The sequence below is a fragment of the Rhizobium sp. BT04 genome (assembly GCF_030053135.1).
Lineage (GTDB): Bacteria > Pseudomonadota > Alphaproteobacteria > Rhizobiales > Rhizobiaceae > Rhizobium > Rhizobium binxianense.
Genome location: NZ_CP125652.1, coordinates 2,222,279 through 2,237,387 on the forward strand (window position 1 = coordinate 2,222,279; position 15,109 = coordinate 2,237,387).

14 protein-coding genes and 1 pseudogene are annotated in these 15,109 nt (G+C 61.6%); 10 read left to right on the forward strand and 5 right to left on the reverse strand.

Going from position 1 to position 15,109, the window contains the following annotated elements; genetic code table 11:
• The 3 genes from QMO82_RS19440 to QMO82_RS19450 form a co-directional block, all read right to left on the reverse strand.
• On the reverse strand, positions 1-636 hold the full coding sequence (locus QMO82_RS19440; protein WP_183609543.1) for a LysE family translocator: 636 nt from the start codon (positions 634-636) through the stop codon (positions 1-3).
• Positions 637-821: 185 nt separating this feature from the next.
• Complete coding sequence (pyk, locus tag QMO82_RS19445) at positions 822-2,261, reverse strand: pyruvate kinase (RefSeq protein WP_183609542.1); 1,440 nt, start codon at positions 2,259-2,261, stop codon at positions 822-824.
• Positions 2,261-2,746: a DUF1036 domain-containing protein gene (locus QMO82_RS19450; protein ID WP_089152718.1), complete on the reverse strand. Its 486-nt coding sequence runs from the start codon at positions 2,744-2,746 to the stop codon at positions 2,261-2,263. Before QMO82_RS19450 ends, pyk begins: the two co-directional genes overlap by 1 nt.
• A 200-nt stretch (positions 2,747-2,946) precedes the next feature.
• On the opposite strand from QMO82_RS19450, the gene QMO82_RS19455 reads away from it, so the two are divergent.
• From QMO82_RS19455 to QMO82_RS19465, 3 genes are all read left to right on the forward strand, one after another.
• A complete protein-coding gene (locus QMO82_RS19455) occupies positions 2,947-3,735 on the forward strand; it encodes an N-formylglutamate amidohydrolase (RefSeq protein ID WP_183609541.1) in 789 nt (262 codons plus the stop codon).
• A gap of 32 nt (positions 3,736-3,767) precedes the next feature.
• Positions 3,768-4,073 carry a DUF1244 domain-containing protein gene (locus QMO82_RS19460; RefSeq protein ID WP_183609540.1) on the forward strand — a complete coding sequence of 102 codons (306 nt, stop codon included), beginning with the start codon at positions 3,768-3,770 and terminating at the stop codon, positions 4,071-4,073.
• Between the two features lie 91 nt (positions 4,074-4,164).
• Positions 4,165-4,428, forward strand: a complete 264-nt coding sequence (locus tag QMO82_RS19465) for a DUF2312 domain-containing protein (protein WP_003585771.1) — start codon at positions 4,165-4,167, stop codon at positions 4,426-4,428.
• Between the two features lie 138 nt (positions 4,429-4,566).
• Here QMO82_RS19465 and QMO82_RS19470 read toward each other — a convergent pair whose 3' ends face one another.
• A complete protein-coding gene (locus QMO82_RS19470; RefSeq protein WP_183609539.1) occupies positions 4,567-6,429 on the reverse strand; it encodes a DUF882 domain-containing protein in 1,863 nt (620 codons plus the stop codon).
• A gap of 178 nt (positions 6,430-6,607) precedes the next feature.
• On the reverse strand, positions 6,608-8,152 hold the full coding sequence (locus QMO82_RS19475) for a sigma-54 dependent transcriptional regulator (RefSeq protein ID WP_183610899.1): 1,545 nt from the start codon (positions 8,150-8,152) through the stop codon (positions 6,608-6,610).
• A 207-nt stretch (positions 8,153-8,359) separates the two neighbouring features.
• Between QMO82_RS19475 and QMO82_RS19480 the strand changes: the two genes are divergently transcribed.
• The 7 genes and pseudogenes from QMO82_RS19480 (at position 8,360) to QMO82_RS19510 (ending at position 15,027) form a co-directional block, all read left to right on the forward strand.
• Positions 8,360-10,213, forward strand: a complete 1,854-nt coding sequence (locus QMO82_RS19480) for a M3 family oligoendopeptidase (RefSeq protein WP_183609537.1) — start codon at positions 8,360-8,362, stop codon at positions 10,211-10,213.
• Positions 10,214-10,479: 266 nt separating this feature from the next.
• Positions 10,480-11,586 carry an aminodeoxychorismate synthase component I gene (locus tag QMO82_RS19485; RefSeq protein WP_210305865.1) on the forward strand — a complete coding sequence of 369 codons (1,107 nt, stop codon included), beginning with the start codon at positions 10,480-10,482 and terminating at the stop codon, positions 11,584-11,586.
• Positions 11,583-12,212: an aminotransferase class IV family protein gene (locus QMO82_RS19490; protein ID WP_183609535.1), complete on the forward strand. Its 630-nt coding sequence runs from the start codon at positions 11,583-11,585 to the stop codon at positions 12,210-12,212. The genes QMO82_RS19485 and QMO82_RS19490 overlap by 4 nt, the downstream gene beginning before the upstream one ends.
• Positions 12,213-12,214: 2 nt before the next feature.
• On the forward strand, positions 12,215-12,499 hold the full coding sequence (locus QMO82_RS19495) for a YciI family protein (protein WP_183609534.1): 285 nt from the start codon (positions 12,215-12,217) through the stop codon (positions 12,497-12,499).
• Positions 12,500-12,671: 172 nt separating this feature from the next.
• A complete protein-coding gene (locus tag QMO82_RS19500; protein ID WP_183609533.1) occupies positions 12,672-14,123 on the forward strand; it encodes a homospermidine synthase in 1,452 nt (483 codons plus the stop codon).
• Positions 14,124-14,294: 171 nt separating this feature from the next.
• Positions 14,295-14,669: a hypothetical protein gene (locus QMO82_RS19505; RefSeq protein ID WP_183609532.1), complete on the forward strand. Its 375-nt coding sequence runs from the start codon at positions 14,295-14,297 to the stop codon at positions 14,667-14,669.
• 38 nt (positions 14,670-14,707) lie between these two features.
• Positions 14,708-15,027: pseudogene (locus tag QMO82_RS19510) on the forward strand (hypothetical protein).
• Positions 15,028-15,109: the final 82 nt, after the last annotated feature.

Consider the following 15,109-nt stretch of genomic DNA (forward strand, 5'->3'; position numbering starts at 1 on the left):
TCAGACGGTTGCCCGGCGATAGAAGGCGAGCGAGCCGGCAAGCGCCAGCAGCGCGCCGCCGCAGGCCCGCTCCAGCCACATGGCGCCTGAGGTTTTCAGGAAACGCACTGCCTGCGAACCGAAGAAGGCGTAGCCGAACATGATGAGGAAATCGAGCACGGCAAAAACCAGCGCCAGCAGCGCATATTGCGTTGCCTGCGGCAGGGTCGGGTCGATGAACTGCGGCAGGAAGGCCGAGAAGAACAAATAGCCCTTCGGGTTGGTCGCCGCGACCATGAAGCTCTTCAGTCCGATCGAGAACGGCGATGTCGCACTGGCAGGCGCCCCGGACTTCAGCGCCGCATCGATCGTGCCCTTCGAGCGCAGCAGCATGATGCCGAGAAAGGCGAGATAGGCGGCACCTGCCCATTTCAACACCGAGAACCAGAATTCCGACGCGGCCAGCAGCGCGCCGAGCCCGATCGCGACGGCGCCGATCAGCAGGAAATCGGAAAGCACCGCGCCGATCATGCCGGCAATCGCCCGGCGCAGACCGTGTCGCGAACCGTTGGTCAGCGCCAGCAGCACCGTCGGCCCCGGCGTCGCGATGCCGACGAAGGAAACGGCTGCAAAAGCCAGAAGCGTGACGAGATCCATGATGCCCCTCCCAGAACCAGTGCATGATGCCGAAAAGTGTCAGCGGTTTGCGGGCGACATTATGCTCAATTTTTTGATGGAAATCGAAACTTGCATGCGTCGCTAGCCTTTGCAATGCCGGCCCGCCAACGAAAAACCCGCCACCTCTTTTTGAGGCAGCGGGCTTTTGAAAGGATGCGATCGGATCAGATGCCGCTCTGGCCGTCGGAGCCGATATAGGCGATGCGGATCATGTTGGTGGCGCCAGGCGTACCGAGCGGCACGCCGGCCGAGATGATGATACGGTCGCCCGGCTTGCCGAAGCCTTCGTCGGCAACGATGCGGCAGGCGCGGTTGACCATGTCGTCGAGATCGGTCGCGTCATGGGTGACGACGCAATGCAGACCCCAGACGATGGCAAGGCGGCGCGCCGTCTTGATGATCGGCGACAGTGCCAGGATCGGCACCTGCGGACGCTCGCGCGAGGCGCGAAGGCCTGTGGTGCCCGACGAGGTGTAACAGACGATCGCCGACAGCTTCAGCGTCTCGGCGATCTGGCGGGCAGCAAGCGAGATCGCATCGGCGCCGGTCGCTTCCGGCTGGGCGCGCTGGGCATAGATGATGCCGGGATAATGAGGCTCGCGCTCAATGGCAGTGGCAATCGACGCCATGGTCGAGACGGCTTCGACCGGATAGTCGCCCGAGGCCGATTCGGCGGAGAGCATGACGGCATCGGCACCTTCGAAGACGGCGGTCGCGACGTCGGAAACTTCGGCGCGTGTCGGCACGGGTGCTGAGATCATCGATTCCAGCATCTGCGTGGCGACGACCACCGGTTTGCCCGAACGGCGGCAGGCGCGGATCAACTGCTTCTGGATGCCGGGAACCGATTCAAGCGGCATTTCGACGCCGAGATCGCCGCGGGCGACCATCAAGGCGTCGGAAAGCTCGATGATTTCCTCAATGCGCTCAAGCGCTTGAGGCTTTTCGATCTTCGACATCAGGCCGACGCGGCCCCGGGCGATCTTGCGCACTTCGGCAAGGTCGTCGGGACGCTGGACGAAGGACAGCGCCACCCAGTCGACATCGTCGGTAGCGAGCACGGCGTCGAGATCGGCGCGGTCCTTATCCGTCAGTGCGCCGACGCCGAGCAACGTGTCGGGAAGGCTGACGCCCTTGCGGTCGGAGATGCGCGTACCCGAAATAACGGTGGTGACGATGCTCTTGCCATCACATTTTTCTGCGCGGAGCGCGAGCTTGCCGTCGTCGATCAGCAGGCGGTGGCCGGGCTGCACCGATTCCAGAATCTCGGGATGCGGCAGATAGACGCGGTTCTGGTCGCCGAGCGCTTCGTTGTTGTCGAGCGTGAAGGTCTGGCCGGGTTTCAGGTCGACTTTGCTGTCTGCGAATTTGCCGACACGCAGTTTCGGTCCCTGCAGGTCGGCCAGAATGCCGATCGGCCGGCCGGAGCGCGCTTCGACCGAGCGGATGCGCTCAATAAGCGTACGCATCAGGTCGTGGCTCGCATGGCTCATATTGATGCGGAAGACATCCGCACCGGCCTGATGCAGCTTCTCGATCATCGATTCCTCGGAGGAGGCGGGCCCGAGGGTGGCGAGGATTTTAATTTTGCGATTACGCTTCATCAATTCTGGCTTTCTTGCGTCCCTGGGGTGTCGGAGAGCTGAACCATCCAGCTACCCTGGCGGCCCGTATCATATTCCTTGAATCCCATCTTCTGATAACCGCGGGCATAACAATCCTGCACACCCGTGATCTTGAACTCGTTTTCCGCCACGCACATCTGCACGTCACCCGTCCATCGTCCTCCGCGGGCAGCGTCCTCTGCGTAGAGGTAATAATAACGCGACTGCAATTCTCCCTCGATCAACGTCGCGCAGGTCGTTGCCGGCACCTGCCACCAGCCCTCCGTCATCCAGCCATCCTTGGCCCGATAGCCGATCGCGACGCCGACGAGGTTTTGCGTTCCGTTGCAGACGCGAAAATCGGCGCGTGCGGCATCTGCGATGAAAAACGGCATGATGGCTGCAAGAGCGAACAGAGCGAGACGGACCAGCGGTCCGGACCGCGTGAGGAAACTTGGCGCGGCTTGGATCAACACGGCTCCCAAATAGCTCCACGGTTATTCGTATCCGTGTCTTCTTGCGCCGCCGTCAAGCGAAAGTCAACGCAATGCTAATCGATTATATTTCCTTTCACAAACCATCCGTCGAGGACCGGTCCAACCTCTGACCGCCTGCGGCGCTTGAACCTGCCGCGGACGCATGCGATCACTGCGCCCGACTGCACAATGACGAACGGCAATTCCTGATGGACGACTTCCAATCCTTCGAAATCCTATCCGGCAAACATGACAAAGGCATGGTGATCCTCGCAGATCACGCGATGAACCGTCTTCCCGCCCGATATGGACGGCTCGGACTGCCCGACGCGGCCTTTGCCCGCCACATTGCCTATGACATCGGCATCGAGGGGCTGACGCGCCAGCTTTCGGCGAGGCTCGGCGTGCCCGCGGTGCTCGGCGGCTTTTCCCGCCTGCTGATCGACCCGAACCGCGGCGAAGACGATCCGACGCTGATCATGAAAATATCAGATGGCGCCGTCATATCGGGCAATCATCCGATCACGCCGCAGGAATGGGACGACCGCATCAAAACCTTCCACCGCCCCTATCACAATGCCGTCGCCGCAACGATCGATAGCGTGGCGAACGCCACCGGCCGGGCGCCGCTGGTGCTGTCGCTGCATTCCTTCACCCCGGCCTGGAAAGGTATTCCCCGCCCCTGGCACGCCGCCGTACTTTGGGATAGCGACCGTCGCGCCGTCGGCCCGTTGCTTGACATGCTGCGCGCCGATCCCGATCTCATCGTCGGCGACAACGAACCCTATGACGGCGCACTGAAGGGCGATACCATGTACCGCCACTGCATGATCACAGGCATTCCGCATGCGCTGCTCGAGGTGCGCCAAGACCTGATCGCCGACGAGACCGGCATATCCGCATGGGCCGAGCGCCTGGCGCCGATCTTTGCGGCGATGAATGCCGACCCCGCCTTGCACACATATGACGTGCACCTGTCGCGCACCGGCCCCTATTGAACGAAAGCCCCATTGAACGGAAGGAAAGCGAGATGACCGCGCTCAGCAAGGAACAGCAGACCGAAGCCGAGGCCGCCGCCTTCCGCCGCCTCCTCGCCCATCTCAGGGAACGCAGCGACGTTCAGAACATCGATCTGATGAATCTCGCCGGCTTCTGCCGCAACTGCCTGTCGAACTGGTATCGTGAAGCCGCCGAGGCCGAAGGTGTCACGGTCAGCAGGGACGAATCGCGCGAGATGGTCTATGGCATGCCGTATGAAGACTGGAAGAATCTTCACCAGAACGAGGCCTCGCCTGTGCAAAAGGCTGCTTTTGACCTGAACAACCCACACAAATAGCCCGGCTGGCCGACAACAGGCTTGACCGTGACGCCGCTTCGCGGCAGTCACGTGCATCCCAAATTGATCACCGAAAAATCAGGAGAACACGATGTCTGATGCTCATGGCGTCGCCCGCGACCAGCTTCGCGCTTTCATCGAGCGCATTGAACGGCTGGAAGAAGAAAAGAAGACCATCGCCGACGACATTAAGGACGTCTATGGCGAAGCCAAGGGAATGGGCTTCGACACCAAGATCCTGAAGAAGGTCGTGGCGCTGCGCAAGAAGGACGAGCAGGAGCGCATGGAAGAGGAAGCCATCCTCGACACCTACCTGCACGCGCTCGGCATGATCGAGTCGCCGCCGGAAGGCTGATCGGCCGACATTGCCGATGTCGACAAGCCGTCGGGCCTTCCGGCGGCTTTTCTTTTGCGCGCCATGGATTGCACAATATCTAAAAAGAAAAACCGCCGGATCGCTCCGGCGGTTTTTGATATTCCATGATTGGCTGGCTCAGTTCGTGTTGAACTTGCGCACTTCCATGAAGTTCACTGCCGTGCCGCTGAAGCGGGCGGGATCGACCGAAGCGGTCTTGATGTTGAAGCCCTCGGCATAGACCGCGGTCGGCTGGGCGCGCATCGTCTGGCTGACGAAACGCGGCGCCTTGACCTGCTTGGAGGCCATTTCGAGGCGGGCATTGGTCAGCGCCCACTGCGAAATCATCTTCTGCGTCAGCTTCGGCTCGGTACGGACCGTCGTGCGGCTGGCATCGGCCGCGGCGGCTTCCTTCTGCGTCGGGCGGCCGCCCTTGGCAGGAAGGCCCTGGGCCACGGCGCTTTCGGCAGCCGGTTCGTCGAAGCCGTCGCCAAAGCTTGCCGATTTGGTCATCGGCGCTAGAGCTGCGAGCTCGAGCGGCGGCTTTGCGGCGGGCGCCTTTTGCGGCATCGCGGCGTTGATCGCCTGCTCTACCGTCATCTCAGGCGCGTGCGAGGCGACCTGGTTTTCTACACCCTTGTTCTGCTGGCCCTTATTCTGCTGATCGAGCGCATCGGCAACCGCGGGAGACAGCGCGTCCTGATCGGCTTCGTCGGCCTCTGCTTCCGGATCCGCATCGGCCGCGGCAAGAAGGTTCTCGGCAACGGCGGGGCGTTCGATCGGCGTCGGAACCGGCAGTCCGTTCGCGCCCGTCAGCATGTTGGGATCGGCCGAAGCAAGTTCGGCGTCGCCGGGTGCGCGGCGCTGGCCAAGGAGCGAGGGAACCGGGATGCTGTAGGCGCTGAGATCGGCAAACTGCTGCGGCTGGGCCTGATCGGCCGGAAGCGCTGCGGCAAGAGCCTGCTGCGCGGCATTACCCGAAGACGGCGCCACCAGCGCACTTGCCACTTCGCTGCCGGCCGGCTGGTTGCTGAAGGCCGGGCGAACCTGCGGCACCGGCGCATTGAGATCGGCAACTTCGGTCTGCTGCGGCTCGGCAGGCGCGGGTTCGGCCTTCGGCGGCGTCGCCTTGGCGACGGCGACAGGCGCCGAATCGTCGTTCTCGTCTTCCTGCTGGTCCGCTCCGCCGCCGAAGAGTGCTTCGAACAGCGTCTTATGCTTCGGCGCCGATTCGGAAGCGCTGGCGATCTCGATCTGCGTGCCGCTGACGCGGCGCTTGTAGTCGGCCATCGCCTGCTGATAACCCGGCAGCGGTTTGCCGTCGGCCGGAATATGGATGGTGTTGCCGTTCGGGAAAAGCCGGACCAGCTCGTCGCGGCTCATGCGCGGCCAGGCGCGAACGCCGCCGACATCCATGTGCACGAAGGGCGAACCCGACTTCGGATAGAAGCCGACGCCGCCGACCTGCATCTTCATGCCGATACCGCGCAGGGTCGCCAGCTTGACGTCCGGAATGAAGAAGTCCATCGCCTTGCCGAGCATATGCTGGCTCTTTTCGGCGACGCCCGAGTTGCGCGAGCGGCCGCGCAGCATCTCGTTGGTACCCGGCGAACGGAAACCGCAGACGACGTTGATATAGTCCCTCGAACCGCTCTGGCGATAGACTTCCCAGATCAGGTCGAACAGGCGCGGGTCCATCTTCGTCGGCTGGTTCTTGCGCCAGTCACGCAGGAAGCGGTTCAGCTGCTCCAGACCCTTGGGGTCGAACTTGCCGTTGCGCTTGTAGGTGATGACGGCTTTTTCGCCGGTATGGATGAAATAGAGCTTGAGGCTGCGGGTGTCGCCCGCTGCCTGCGAAGGTGTACTGACGAATACCGGTGAGGAAACCGCGAGCGCCAGAAGGGCGGCCGCTGCCGTCCTTACTGCCTTTCCGCAGATGTCGGCGCACAAAGCACGCCAGCTCAAGCGCGAAGGCTTGGAATTCCCATTCAGATTCGGCAACTCGATCCCCGTCAGACAGACAATGTCCCGTACTGTCTCAGATGACTGTCAAATGCGGTCACACGATGGCAAAAATGCCACACATGATCAACCTTTTCTTTACATAGTGAACGAGCCACTAACAAGTGGTTTATGATCAGTAACAAATCGTGGTTGCCTTAGTCTTAACAAAAAGCGCTTAAGCCGCATCTTTCTGGGGATTGTCGGGGTCGATACCGTAGTCCTTGAGCTTGCGATAAAGTGTGGACCGACCGATGCCAAGCTTGCGGGCTACTTGACTCATCTGTCCGCGATAGAATTTGAGCGCGAATCGGATGAGTTCCTCCTCGACATCGGCAAGCTTGCGCACGTCGCCGGCAGGATTGACGCTAGCGATCGCGTTTTCGGAGGCTTCCGACAGGCGGTGGTGTACTTCTCCTGCGATCGATGCCCTGAAGTCCTCACCATAATTGTCGTCGGGATCGAGGCCGGTATTGTCGGCAACCAGCGCCAGGTGATCCACGACTTCGTATTCCGGAAGCTGGGCGGCGATCTGCGGGAAGTCCCCCTCGGTCAGCTCCGCCCCCTCGGCCAGAACGACCGCACGGAAGATCGCGTTTTCGAGCTGGCGGATATTGCCCGGCCAGTCATAGGCGGTCAGCAACGCCAGCGCGCCTGCGTTCACCGTCATGCGCCGACCGTTCTTCTGCTCGCTGGAGAAGCGGTCTGCAAAGACGCGCACCAGATGCGGAATGTCCTCCTTGCGCTTGCGAAGTGCTGGAATGGTGATCGGGAAGACGTTGAGGCGATAGTAGAGATCCTCGCGGAAATGGCCGTTCTTGACCTCCTCGATCAGATCCTTGTTGGTCGCCGAGATCAGCCGGACATTGACCTTGTGTGCGGTGCGCGCACCGACGGTCTCGATCTCGCCTTGCTGCACGGCGCGCAACAGCTTCACCTGCACCTCGAGCGGCAGGTCGCCGATCTCGTCGAGGAAGATTGTGCCGCCGTCGGCTTCCATGAATTTGCCGATATGGCGCTCGGTCGCGCCGGTAAACGCGCCCTTCTCGTGACCGAAGAGGATGCTCTCGACAAGATTATGCGGGATCGCCCCGCAATTGACGGTGACGAACGGCTTGTTCGAGCGGTCGCCGCCGGACTGGATGGCACGCGCCACCAGCTCCTTGCCGACGCCGGATTCGCCTTCGAGCACGACGGGAATGTTGGACTGGGCCGCCCGCTGCGCCAGATCGATGACGCGGATCATCGCCGGGCTTGCCGAGACGATGTCGTCGAAACCGACCGCGCCTGAGCGAGATCGGCGTCCGGCCCGCGCCTTGACCTCGCGCTGGTCGAGCTTCATCGCGTTCGAGATCGAGGTGGCGATGCGTTCGGGCGAGACCGGCTTGACGACGAAATCGAAGGCGCCGGCGCGCATCGCCTGCACCACCGTTTCAATGCCGCCCTGCCCCGTCTGGACGATGACCGGGATCTGCGTGCCGAATTCGTGCAGCGCGTCGAGAAATTCGAGGCCAGTCATCTCCGGCATCATCAGGTCGAGCACGATGACGTTGAAAAGGCCGCTGTCGCGTTTGACCATTTCCAGGCCGATGCGGCCGTTTTCCGCCTGGTGCACGACATGGCCGTGGCGCTCGATTGCGTTCTTGAGCAGACGGCGCTGCACCGGGTCGTCCTCGACCACGAGGATTTGCCCTGCTCCCTTGAGCTCATTGTAACCGGTCATTGTCGCTCCACTTCATGCGAAACCATGAAGCGCACTCTGACAGAAAGGCTTGAACATCCAGTTTTGAGAAATAATTGCATTTTAACGATTGCAACGGGTCGTTTTCGTGCCGAAGCGACGCCTTTCATGCGCTGAATGGCCCTTGATACGGGACCTTCTCACGCTTATTCAAGCAGACTGTTATGAAAGTGGAGAGGAATTGCGCCCATGAAAATCAAGCTCCCGCACGCCGGCTTTCTTTTGTCGCCAGCAGCGCCGGCTGGAGCCGCCGATCCGGCGCTCGGTGATCTGCCGGTCTGGAGGCTGCAGGATCTTTATCCCTCCGCCACCTCAACCGCTTTCGTCGCCGACATGGAAAAGGCCGGCAAGGCCGCGATTGCCTTTGAAGGGAAGTGGAAGGGCAAACTCGCCGACGCCGCGACGAAGACCGGCGCTGAGGGCATCGGCGCGGCGCTGAAGGAATATGAGGCGCTTGATGATATCATCGGCCGCCTCGGCTCCTTTGCCGGCCTCACCTATTTCTCCGACACCACCAACCCGGCGAACGGCAAGCTCTACGGCGACGTGCAGGCCAAGATCACCGAATTTTCCGGCCACCTGCTGTTCTTCGCGCTCGAACTCAACCGCATCGACGACGCAGTGATCGACGCCTGCATGGCCAATGATCCGGCCGCAGGACATTACCGCCCCTGGCTCATCGACCTCAGGAAAGACAAGCCCTATCAGCTCGACGACCGGCTGGAACAGCTCTTCCTCGAGAAGTCAATGACATCCGCCGCTGCCTTCAACCGCCTCTTCGATGAAACCATGGCGGAGCTTCGCTTCGACATCGATGGCGAGAAAGTGCCGCTCGAAGTGGCGCTGAACCGGCTGCAGGAAAAGGATCCGGAAGTCCGCCGCAAGGCAGCCGTGGCGCTCGCCGAAACCTTCAAGGCAAATATCCGCACCTTCACGCTGATCACCAACACGCTTGCCAAGGACAAGGAGATCGCCGACCGCTGGCGCGGCTTCGAGGACATCGCCGACTCCAGGCACCTGGCAAACCGCGTCGAGCGCGAGGTCGTCGATGCGCTGGCAGCCGCCGTCCGCGAAGCCTATCCCCGCCTTTCGCATCGCTATTACAAGATGAAGGCGAAATGGCTCGGCATGGAGCAGATGAATTTCTGGGACCGCAACGCGCCGCTTCCGGAGACTTCCAACGCCATCATTTCCTGGCCCGAAGCGAAGGATACGGTGCTTTCGGCCTACGGCAATTTCGCCCCCGAGATGGCGGATATTGCCAGGCGCTTCTTCGACGAGCAGTGGATCGACGCCCCGGTCCGCCCCGGCAAGGCGCCTGGCGCCTTCGCCCATCCGACGGTTCCCTCGGCCCACCCTTACGTGCTCGTCAATTACATGGGCAAGCCGCGCGACGTGATGACGCTTGCTCACGAGCTTGGCCATGGCGTGCATCAGGTTCTCGCCGGCGCGCAAGGCGCGCTGATGTGCCAGACGCCGCTGACGCTCGCCGAAACCGCGTCCGTCTTCGGCGAGATGCTGACCTTCCGCGCGCTTCTGGAAAAGACCAGCGACAAACGCGAGCGCAAGGCGATGCTCGCCCAGAAGGTCGAGGACATGATCAATACCGTCGTGCGCCAGATCGCCTTCTACGAATTCGAGCGCCAGCTCCACACCGCCCGCAAATCAGGTGAACTCACCGCCGACGACATCGGCGAACTCTGGCTCTCGGTCCAGTCGGAAAGCCTCGGGCCGGCGATCAACATTTCTGAAGGTTACGAGACTTATTGGGCCTATATCCCCCACTTCATCCACTCGCCCTTCTATGTCTACGCCTACGCTTTCGGCGACTGCCTGGTGAATTCGCTCTATGCCGTCTACCAGAAGGCCGAGCAGGGCTTCCAGGAGAAGTATTTCGAACTGCTGAGGGCCGGCGGCACCAAGCATCACTCGGAACTCTTGAAACCTTTCGGCCTCGACGCCACCGATCCGTCGTTCTGGAGCCAGGGCCTGTCGATGATCGAGGGGCTGATCGACGAGTTGGAGGCTTTGGACAGGGGCTGAGAGCGCGCGTCCCTTCTCCTCTCGGGGAGAAGGTGCCGGCAGGCGGATGAGGGGGCCACACGGCAGGAATATCCTTCGCATATGCCCAGGTCGCTTCGCTCCACTCCCTCATCTGCCCTTCGGGCCTCTTCTCCCCCGAGGGGAGAGGCGGAAGATATCTCACTTTCCCCATCGCACCTTGAGCAATGAGGAGCAGAACAAACTGAAAGCGTTGCGTGGCTGACCAACCCTACATTCTCTTCCGCGACGACACATCAGGACAGGTGATGCTTTTCGCCGAACCGGCCGAGATCATCGTCGCGCGAACGCGCGCCGAATTCTTTGCGGGCCTTTCCCGCATGGAGCAGGCCAAGGCCGAGAGCAAATGGCTTGCCGGCTACATGGCCTACGAGGCCGGATACTTCTTCGAAGACAAACTCGCCCCCTTCGCCGGGGAACACCGCGAAACCCCGCTGCTCTGTTTCGGCGTCTTCGACGCTCCGCAGCCGGATGCGCATCCGCTCGCCCAGCCAAAACAGCGCTTCGAGAACGAGGAATTCCTCACCGCCCCGAAAGCCGCCTGGGATTTCCCTATATATAAAGAGCGCTTCGACCGCCTCCACAATCACCTGCGGCTCGGCGACGCCTATCAGGCGAACCTCACCATGCCGGTCGAGGCCCGTTGGAGCGGCGATCCCCGCGCCGCCTTCTGGTCGCTGATCGAACGCCAGCCGGTCAAATACGGCGCGCTGGTCGATCTCGCCGGTCCGGTCATTCTGTCGCGTTCGCCCGAACTCTTCTTCCGTACCGACGAACAGGGCTGGATCGAGACGCATCCGATGAAGGGCACGGCAAAACGCGGCGCCACCGCCGCCGAGGATGTCGAAATCATCGAGGCCATGCGCCGCGATATCAAGACGCAAGCGGAAAACCGCATGATCGTCGATCTCCTACGCAACGACATCTCCCGCATCACCGAGGTCGGCACACTCGACGTCCCGAAACTCTTCGACATCGAGACCTATCCGACGGTCCACCAGATGGTGAGCCATGTGCAGGCAAGGTTGCGCCCCGGCCTTTCGATCCGAGACATCTTTTCCGCACTCTTTCCCTGCGGCTCGATCACCGGTGCGCCGAAGATCAGGGCAATGGAGATTCTCCATGCGCTCGAGGATGTCCCGCGCGACGCCTATTGCGGCGCGATCGGCATGATCTCGCCGACCGGCGCCATGCGGTTTTCCGTCGCCATCCGCACCATCACGCTTTTTGACGGCGGCAGGGCCGTCTTCAATGTCGGCGGCGGCATCGTCTTCGATTCCACCGCCGAGGCCGAATATGAGGAATGCCTGCTCAAGGCCCGCTTCGCCGTCGGCGACCAATGGATCGCACGATGATCGATTTTTCACTGATCGAGACGCTGCGCTGGCAGCCCGGGGAAGGCTTCATCCGCTTGAAGCTGCATCTCGCCCGACTTTCCCGCTCCGCCCGCCGTCTTGGCTTCCCGCTACCGATCGACGCGGCGGCCAAGCTCGACGACGCCGTTGCAGGCGCTGTCCGTCCGTTACGCATCCGCCTGACCTTCGACCCGCAAGGCCGCATCGCGGTGACGAGCGCCGCTTTCGCGCCGCTCGCGCCCGATACCACCTGGACCGTGCGCCTCGCCGGGACCCGTCTCGATTCCGCCGATAAGCTGCTGCGCGTCAAGACTACCCGCCGCGCCGTCTACGAGGCCGCGCGCGCCGAATATACGTCTGCCGAGGCCGACGAAGTCATCCTGTTGAACGAGCGCGGCGACGTCTGCGAGGGCACCATCACCTCGATCTTCCTGGATGACGGGACCGGTATGCTGCGCACCCCGCCGATTTCCTGCGGCCTGCTCGCTGGCGTGTTGCGCACCGAACTCATCTGCGCGCGCAAGGCGCGCGTCGGCCGCCTCACGCTTGCCGATCTCGATGCCGGCGCACTTTATGTCGGCAACTCGCTTCGCGGCCTGATCCGCGCAAACCTTCTGAGGAACTGACCATGTTCATTCTCTCCCTCACCTATCTCAAATCCAACGATGAAGCCGACAGGCACATGGAGCCCCACATGGCCTGGGTCAGAGAGGGTTATGCCAAGGGCTGGTTCCTGGCGTCCGGCCGCAAGGTGCCGCGCACCGGCGGTGCGATCCTGGCGATCGGCGACCGCGCCGCAATCGAGGCCTATGTCGCCGCCGATCCCTTCACCATCCACGGCGTCGCCGAATACGACATCACCGAACTTGCGGTGACGACGACGGCCGAAGGACTGGAAATCCTGAAACGCTGATTTTTGCGGGAGCCGGTCGGACATCCGTCCGCCCGATATTTGCCCTTTCCCCGTCAACGCTCTTTATTGTGACGCGGTTTTATGGTTAGAGCCGGTCACTTCGCATCTCTGCGGCAATTTCAAAAGAAATCTTCAGGCCGAGCACCTTCGTCCCCTTCCACAGGAGAAAAGAATGACGGAACAAAACTATCCGGTATATGCCGAAATCACCGGCCCGATCGTGATGATCGGCTTTGGCTCCATCGGCCGCGGCACCCTGCCCCTGATCGAGCGCCATTTCAAATTCGACAAGAGCCGGATGGTCGTCATCGACCCGCGCGAAGAGCCCTCCGACATGGAGATCCTGAAGAAGCACGGCGTTCGCCACATCAAGGAATATGTCACCAAGGACAATTACAAGGAGCTGCTGAAGCCGCTGCTGACCGAAGGCGAAGGCCAGGGTTTCTGCGTCAACCTCTCGGTCGACACCTCCTCGCTCGATATTATCAAGCTCTGCCGCAAGCATGACGTGCTCTACATCGACACCGTCGTCGAACCCTGGCTCGGCTTCTATTTCGACAAGGGCATGAGCAATGCCGATCGCACCAACTATGCGCTGCGCGAAACCATGCGCAAGGAAAAGGCGAAGAACCCGGGCGGCGCCACCGCCGTCTCCACCTGCGGCGCCAATCCGGGCATGGTCTCCTGGTTCGTCAAGCAGGCGCTTGTCAACCTCGCAAACGACACCGGCCTGAAGTTCGACGAGCCGGACCAGCACGATCGCGAAGGCTGGGCAAAGCTGATGAAGAAGCTCGGCGTCAAGGGCGTCCACATTGCCGAGCGCGACACCCAGCGCACCAAGCATCCGAAACCGCTGAACGTCTTCTGGAACACCTGGTCCGTCGAAGGCTTCATCTCCGAAGGCCTGCAGCCGGCCGAACTCGGCTGGGGCACGCATGAAGAGTGGATGCCGAAAAACGCCAAGAAGCACAAGAAGGGCAACAAGGCGGCGATCTACCTGGAGCAGCCGGGCGCCAACACCCGCGTGCGGACCTGGTGCCCGACGCCCGGCCCGCAATATGGTTTCCTCGTCACCCACAACGAGTCGATCTCGATTGCCGATTACTTCACGGTTCGCGACAAGGACGGCGAAGTGACCTTCCGCCCGACCTGCCACTATGCCTACCATCCGGCCAATGACGCCGTGCTCTCGCTGCACGAGATGTTCGGCAATGGCGGTACGTCGCAGCCGGTCCATCACGTTCTCGACGAGGACGAGTTGGAGGACGGCATCGACGAACTCGGCGTCCTGCTCTACGGCCATGAGAAGAACGCTTACTGGTATGGCTCGCGCCTGTCGCTGGAAGAAACCCGCCGCATCGCCCCCTACCAGAACGCCACCGGCCTGCAGGTCACATCAGCCGTTCTTGCCGGCATGGTCTGGGCGCTTGAGAACCCGACTGCCGGCATCGTCGAAGCCGACGAAATCGACTACAAGCGCTGCCTCGAAGTGCAGATGCCCTATCTCGGCCCGGTCGAAGGCCACTACACCGACTGGACCCCGCTTGACGGCCGTCCAGGCCTCTTCCCGGAGGATATCGACACCAAGGATCCCTGGCAGTTCAGGAACATCCTGGTTCGCTAAGATCGCCCGCACAACCTCGAAGATGCCCGCCGCAAGGCGGGCATTTTTGTAACGCCTGCTGTCTAAATGCCGCCCGCCGCCCCTCCAAGGCTTGCCTTCACAGCGGGCGCGCGCCATGTTTTGCCCGAACTTGGCGGCTGTCCGCCGCGCCGATTCGCCGGGAGAAGCCTTATGAAAATCAGAACTGGTCTCGTTCTTGTCGGCGCAGCCGCCGCTCTTGCCGCCTGCGTTTCATCCGAGCCGCGTCGTCTGCCGGTTGCAACCGCACCGGCCACTACAAATTCAGTTGAAGGTGCGTGGTCAGACGCCAACGGCTTAACGTCTACCTTCACAAGCGGACAGTTCGTAACCCGCACGAACGATGGAACAAATACACAGATGGCATCGGGGACATATACGACCAGCCCAGATGGGATTATTCAGATAAATCTGTACTCGAATATCAAAAGAACAAGCTCGCTTGTTAATTGCGCTTTGATCGGATCAAGCCAGCTGAATTGTACGACAGCAACCGGTTCGCAGTTCACGCTTTCACGCCGCGGCTAAGACGAGCGAATGGGGTTGGGTTTGCGCGGATAAATACCATGCGGGCCTTCGCCTTTTACCTCCTCCTGCTGCTTGCAATGCCGCCCGCGGCACTTGCCCTCATCTCGCCGGCCAACGTCTATCGTGCCCAGGGTATTGCCGCTCCCGATTGCGACGGGCCGCTGCAGGTGCTGATCTTCGCCGTACCCGCCATCCTGATTTATGGCGCAGGCGCATTCCTTGCCCATCGGGCCGGCCGGCGCTTTCACCGCGTCGTTTCCCTTCTCTGCCTGATCGTCGCGCTCGCCACGGTCCGAATATTGCAGAGGCCGTGCACGAACTCTACCGAAACGCCGCCGATGGCGAATGCCAGGGTTAACCCTCTGGCTTTTTTGCCCTGCCCCCTTGGAAAGCGCCCGGTCTGGCCCAGCTTTCTCTTGCGGTCGCCCATCGTCTGATGG

What these genes read in the sequence shown, in the direction of transcription:
- QMO82_RS19460 (WP_183609540.1), top strand. Translation starts at nt 3,768, where the DNA reads ATGACCGCGCTCAGCAAGGAACAGCAGACCGAAGCCGAGGCCGCCGCC.
- QMO82_RS19475 (WP_183610899.1), bottom strand. Translation starts at nt 8,152, where the DNA reads ATGACCGGTTACAATGAGCTCAAGGGAGCAGGGCAAATCCTCGTGGTC.
- pyk (WP_183609542.1), bottom strand. Translation starts at nt 2,261, where the DNA reads ATGAAGCGTAATCGCAAAATTAAAATCCTCGCCACCCTCGGGCCCGCC.
- QMO82_RS19505 (WP_183609532.1), top strand. Translation starts at nt 14,295, where the DNA reads ATGAAAATCAGAACTGGTCTCGTTCTTGTCGGCGCAGCCGCCGCTCTT.
- QMO82_RS19495 (WP_183609534.1), top strand. Translation starts at nt 12,215, where the DNA reads ATGTTCATTCTCTCCCTCACCTATCTCAAATCCAACGATGAAGCCGAC.
- QMO82_RS19440 (WP_183609543.1), bottom strand. Translation starts at nt 636, where the DNA reads ATGGATCTCGTCACGCTTCTGGCTTTTGCAGCCGTTTCCTTCGTCGGC.
- QMO82_RS19500 (WP_183609533.1), top strand. Translation starts at nt 12,672, where the DNA reads ATGACGGAACAAAACTATCCGGTATATGCCGAAATCACCGGCCCGATC.
- QMO82_RS19455 (WP_183609541.1), top strand. Translation starts at nt 2,947, where the DNA reads ATGGACGACTTCCAATCCTTCGAAATCCTATCCGGCAAACATGACAAA.
- QMO82_RS19480 (WP_183609537.1), top strand. Translation starts at nt 8,360, where the DNA reads ATGAAAATCAAGCTCCCGCACGCCGGCTTTCTTTTGTCGCCAGCAGCG.
- QMO82_RS19485 (WP_210305865.1), top strand. Translation starts at nt 10,480, where the DNA reads ATGCTTTTCGCCGAACCGGCCGAGATCATCGTCGCGCGAACGCGCGCC.
- QMO82_RS19465 (WP_003585771.1), top strand. Translation starts at nt 4,165, where the DNA reads ATGTCTGATGCTCATGGCGTCGCCCGCGACCAGCTTCGCGCTTTCATC.
- QMO82_RS19490 (WP_183609535.1), top strand. Translation starts at nt 11,583, where the DNA reads ATGATCGATTTTTCACTGATCGAGACGCTGCGCTGGCAGCCCGGGGAA.